The organism is uncultured Mycobacterium sp. (assembly GCF_964249325.1).
Classification (GTDB): domain Bacteria; phylum Actinomycetota; class Actinomycetes; order Mycobacteriales; family Mycobacteriaceae; genus Mycobacterium.
Map to the genome: position 1 here is coordinate 17,535 of NZ_CAXUCH010000066.1, position 2,510 is coordinate 20,044.

Here is a 2,510-nt window from a genome sequence, read left to right on the forward strand (position 1 = left end):
CGACGGCGACGTCTCGCAGAGCCTCTACGAAAGCTTGGCCTTCCACAGCGACGGGAGCGAGGCCAACTACACCTATTCGTCGGCCTGGTTCGACGCGATCAGCCCGCCGCCCAAGCTGGGCCGCGCCGCGATATCGCGCGGATCGCTGGCCCGCCTCGACCAGCTACCCGAGAAGCTTCAGCGCCATCCGTTGAAATTCGATGCGCCGCAACTCTTTACATTGCCCGATGTTTTCCCGAACGGGTTGGCCAACAAGTACACCTTCATCCCGATCGGCGAGCTGTGGTACCGCAAATCCGGCACTTATCGGGGGAAGGTCCAGAATCTGACGCAGTTCTACCACCCGTTGGACATGTTCGGCGAATGGAACCGCTTCTTCGGGTCGGCGGGCTTCGGCCAGTACCAGTTCGTGGTGCCCACCGAGGCGGTCGAGGAATTCAAAGGGATCATTCACGACATCCAGAAATCCGGGCACTACTCGTTTCTCAACGTGTTCAAGCTCTTCGGACCGGGCAACCAAGCGCCGCTGAGCTTTCCGATGCCGGGCTGGAACGTTTGCGTGGACTTCCCGATGAAACCGGGACTGGGCAAGTTCCTCAATGAACTCGACCGCCGCGTGCTGGAATTCGGCGGCCGGCTATACACCGCCAAGGACTCGCGTACGACTGCCGAGACGTTTCACGCGATGTATCCGCGCATCGACGAATGGATCGCGGTGCGCCGCAAGGTCGATCCGTTGCGGGTATTCGCCTCGGACCTGGCCCGACGTCTGGAGCTGCTCTAAATGGTGCTTGATGCCGTAGGTCACCCGCAGACCATCCTGCTGCTCGGCGGCACATCCGAGATCGGGCTGGCGATCTGCGAGCGCTACCTGCAAGACGCCCCGGCGCGTATCGTGCTGGCCTGCCTGCCCGACGATCCGGGCCGCGACGACGCCGTCGCGCAGATGACGGCCGCCGGCGCCAAGTCGGTGGAGCTGATCGACTTCGACGCGCTGGACACCGACAGCCACCCGAAGGTGATCGAGCAGGCCTTTAAAAATGAGAGCGGCGGCGCCAGAGATATAGACGTGGCCATTGTCGCCTTCGGGTTGCTCGGCGACGCCGAAGAACTCTGGCAAAACCAGCGCAAAGCCGTGCAGATCGCCGAAATCAACTACACCGCAGCGGTTTCGGTGGGGGTGCTGCTCGGAGAAAAAATGCGAGCGCAAGGGTCCGGGCAGATCATCGCGATGAGCACCGTGGCAGGCGAGCGGGTACGCCGTTCCAACTTCGTCTACGGCTCCACCAAGGCCGGTCTCGACGGCTTCTACCTCGGTCTCGGTGAAGCTTTGCGCCAGTACGGGGTTCGTGTGCTGGTCATCCGGCCCGGCCAAGTCCGTACCCGGATGAGCGCCCACCTCAAGGAAGCACCGCTCACAGTCGACAAGGAGCAAGTCGCTAACCTCGCGGTCAGCGCGGCCGCGAAAGGTAAGGAATTGGTTTGGGCGCCACCGACATTTCGCTACGTGATGATGGTATTGCGTCATATCCCGCGGCCGATCTTCCGCAAGCTCCCGATCTGAGTATGCGGAACGCGCTGGCCAGCATCGGCCAGATGGCGATCGCCGCCGCGATTGCCGCTGTGGTCGCGGTGGTTTCGCTGCAGGCCATTGCCGGGGTGAACTGGCCCGCTTACCCGTCGTCGAACCAGCTGCACGCGCTGACCACCGTCGGCCAGGTGGGCTGCATCGTCGGGTTGGTGGCCACCAGCTGGCTGTGGCGGCAGGGTCGGCCGGCGATCCGCCTGCTGTCCCGGCTGGCGGCTGTGGTGTTCGTGTCCGCATTCTGCGTGGTGACGATGGGCATGCCGCTGGGCGCGACCAAGCTCTATCTGTTCGGGATCTCGGTGGACCAGCAGTTCCGCACCGAATACCTGACCCGACTCACCGACAGCGCTGCGCTGCGCGACATGACCTACAAGGGTCTGCCGCCGTTCTACCCGCCCGGCTGGTTCTGGATCGGCGGGCGCATCGCCGCCCTGACCGGAACACCCGGCTGGGAGACGTACAAGCCGTGGGGAATCACCTCGATCACCATCGCGGTCGCGGTGGCGCTGGTGCTGTGGTGGCGGATGGTTCGCCTCGAGTTCGCGCTGATCGTCACGGTCGCGACCGCTGCGGTGATGCTGGCCTACAGTTCACCGGAGCCGTACTCGGCGATGATCACCGTGCTGCTGCCGCCGGTGTTGGTGTTGACCTGGTCGGGGCTGCGCGCTCACGACCGTGACGCTGCTGTCACACTCGGCGCCGACCGTGACGCTGGTGTCACGCTCGGCGGCGCGACCCGATCCGGTGGTTGGGCCGCGGTGACCGGCGCCGGGATCTTCCTGGGCATTGCGGCCACCTTTTACACGCTGTTATTGGCGTACAGCGCGTTCACCGTGGTGCTGATGGCGCTGCTGTTGGCGGCGTCGCGCGGGGGCCCCCGCAGCAAAACCCACCCCCACCCCCAGCGCCCCAGGGCGGTGAT

General features: G+C 64.6%; 2 protein-coding genes and 1 pseudogene (1 of these 3 only partly in view). All 3 read left to right on the forward strand.

Going from position 1 to position 2,510, the window contains the following annotated elements; translation table 11 throughout:
• Positions 1 to 784: pseudogene (locus ACFE99_RS10840) on the forward strand (FAD-binding protein) (it extends 390 nt beyond the left edge of the window).
• Complete coding sequence (locus ACFE99_RS10845; protein WP_375485076.1) at positions 785 to 1,564, forward strand: decaprenylphospho-beta-D-erythro-pentofuranosid-2-ulose 2-reductase; 780 nt, start codon at positions 785 to 787, stop codon at positions 1,562 to 1,564.
• 2 nt (positions 1,565 to 1,566) lie between these two features.
• Positions 1,567 to 2,510, forward strand: a 944-nt coding sequence (locus ACFE99_RS10850; RefSeq protein ID WP_375485078.1) for an arabinofuranosyltransferase, incomplete at its 3' end; no start/stop codon positions are given.

Bases quoted from the DNA above. Each gene is read 5' to 3' on its own strand.
- ACFE99_RS10845 (WP_375485076.1), top strand. From the start codon at position 785: ATGGTGCTTGATGCCGTAGGTCACCCGCAGACCATCCTGCTGCTCGGC.